This is a genomic window from Clostridioides sp. ZZV15-6598, assembly GCF_020657705.1.
Classification (GTDB): domain Bacteria; phylum Bacillota; class Clostridia; order Peptostreptococcales; family Peptostreptococcaceae; genus Clostridioides; species Clostridioides difficile_F.
The window spans coordinates 1-2,005 of sequence record NZ_JAGWCS010000251.1 but is presented as its reverse complement, the minus strand read 5'-3'; the positions used below and the strand labels follow the sequence as shown (position 1 = coordinate 2,005).

Genomic DNA, 2,005 nt, shown 5'->3' with positions numbered 1-2,005 from the left:
AAAGAGTATATGATATATCAGACTATATAAGAGAATTTAATGGGAGACAAATAGATTTTACAGAAGATACTTGTGGAGAGACTGAAATGGTGGTTGAACCATTTAGAAAATGTAAGGAGTGATTTTATGAAATATGTTGCAAGTTTTAGTGGAGGAAAAGATTCTGCTGCAATGCTCCTTCTAATATTGGAAAAGAAATTACCTCTTGATGAAATTGTATTTATAGATACAGGAGTAGAGTTTGATGGAATCTATAACATAATAGATGATTTTGAGAAAAGAATAAACTTTAAAATAACAAGAATTAAAGCAGAAAAAAACTTTGAAGAATACTTTTATACTGTTAATAAGCGAGGTAAGCGTAAAGGGCAAATACGAGGTTTTCCATACACTCTAGGAGCATGGTGTAACAGTAGTTTAAAACGTGCTCCTGCCAATAAATATTTTAATTCTATAGGAGAACATAAAAGATATATTGGAATTGCATACGATGAACCTAGCAGATATAAAAGACTAGAAAAAAACTGTATAGCACCTCTTTATAATGAGAAAATGACTGAAAAAGATTGTTTGAAATATTTGGAAGAAAAAGGTTTCTATTATGAGATTCATCATAGATTTAAGAGGACTGGTTGCTACTTATGCCCTAAACAAAGCTTAGAGAGCCTCAAAACACTAAGAAAATACTATCCCATTTTGTGGCAAAAGATGCTTAAGTTGGATAGAGATAGTCCTGTACCTTTTAGAGCTAATGGGGTTACAGTGCATGACCTAGAAAAACGATTTAGAAATGAGGATATAGAAAATGAAAGACAGATAAGTTTCTTTCAAACAGAGAAGGTGAGCATATGACTAATAAAGAAATGTGCAAGTCAAAGAATCTTGATGAAAGAGAAGTGTATAAGGAATTTGGGAAAGAGATTTGTGCTAGTTGCATAAGTGATAGGGTAGATTGCGAGAGCAAAGATTGTGATACAACATATAAAAATTGGTTGGAAAAGGAGATTTAAAAATGAAAATAAATTTAAATGATATTCCAGAAGGATATAAAGTAGCTGTTATTCCTATGCTTGAGGCTATAAAGAGAACGAAAGAAGATGAAAAAGAATTAAGAGAATATTTAAAGGAAATAGAAGAGTGTAAAAAAATAAACATATCAATTGTAAGAAAAAATGGTACTAAAACACCACTTACTTTTACAAATAAGGAATTAAATATTCGCTTAAAAGAAGAAATTAAACTAGCTATTAAATGTATAAAAGAAGAAGCTACTGAAGTAAAAGAATTATTAATTAAAATAGAAAGTGAAGGAAACAAATAGTCTAGGTTTAAATAATTTAAGTAGTCAAGGTAAGTTTGTGAATGAAACTAGAATGTTATAGACTTACTTTGACTTATAAAAGGGGGTGGCAACTATGAAAAAATATAAAGTAAAGATACCATTTACAGGGGATATATTTGTTGATGTAAAAGCGGAAAATAAAGAAGATGCTGTTAAATTAGCTATTAAAGAAGCATCACTAGAGTGTGTTGGAGAATGGTTTACAGATGATAAAAACATACAAGTAGAAGAAATAAAATATAAACTTTGAGGGTGATTATATGATACATGAATTGCAAATAGCTTCTAGTACTTTTAAAGATGTAATCAAGAATAAAAAACAAATCGAAGTAGAATATAAAGTAAATTTCAAGGCAGGAGATACAGTTATATTACAAGCTTTCAGAGATGGAAAATTTACAGGAATTGAGGTAAATAAAGAGATTGAGTATTTTGTTAAGCTTGGAAATGGTTATGTACAATTAGGAATAAAGTAGAGGAGGAAGCATTGAGTAAATACAACAATAAGAAAACTACGATAGATGGAATTAAATTTGATAGTAAAGATGAAGCAGAATACTATCTATATCTTAAAGATAAGAAAGCAAAAGGAGAAATTAAAGATTTTGGACTACAACAGAAATTTGAATTGCAACCAAAATTTAAAAAGTTCGGAGTTTCTGA

General features: G+C 29.4%; 6 protein-coding genes. All 6 read left to right on the top strand.

Features of this window, described 5'->3' with window-relative positions; all coding sequences use genetic code 11:
* Positions 1–126: 126 nt before the first annotated feature.
* Entirely contained in the window at positions 127–852 is a 726-nt protein-coding gene (locus KGF50_RS21270; RefSeq protein WP_227849907.1) for a phosphoadenosine phosphosulfate reductase family protein, read from the top strand.
* Positions 849–1,010, top strand: coding sequence for a hypothetical protein (locus KGF50_RS21265; RefSeq protein WP_227849906.1), 162 nt, complete (start codon positions 849–851; stop codon positions 1,008–1,010). Before KGF50_RS21270 ends, KGF50_RS21265 begins: the two co-directional genes overlap by 4 nt.
* 2 nt (positions 1,011–1,012) lie before the next feature.
* Positions 1,013–1,321, top strand: coding sequence for a hypothetical protein (locus KGF50_RS21260; protein ID WP_227849905.1), 309 nt, complete (start codon positions 1,013–1,015; stop codon positions 1,319–1,321).
* A 94-nt stretch (positions 1,322–1,415) separates the two neighbouring features.
* Positions 1,416–1,592: a hypothetical protein gene (locus KGF50_RS21255; RefSeq protein ID WP_227849904.1), complete on the top strand. Its 177-nt coding sequence runs from the start codon at positions 1,416–1,418 to the stop codon at positions 1,590–1,592.
* Positions 1,593–1,602: 10 nt separating this feature from the next.
* Entirely contained in the window at positions 1,603–1,818 is a 216-nt protein-coding gene (locus tag KGF50_RS21250; protein ID WP_227849903.1) for a DUF3850 domain-containing protein, read from the top strand.
* 11 nt (positions 1,819–1,829) lie between these two features.
* Positions 1,830–2,005 (top strand): DUF1064 domain-containing protein (locus KGF50_RS21245; RefSeq protein ID WP_227849908.1); only part of this gene is annotated, 176 nt, incomplete at its 3' end.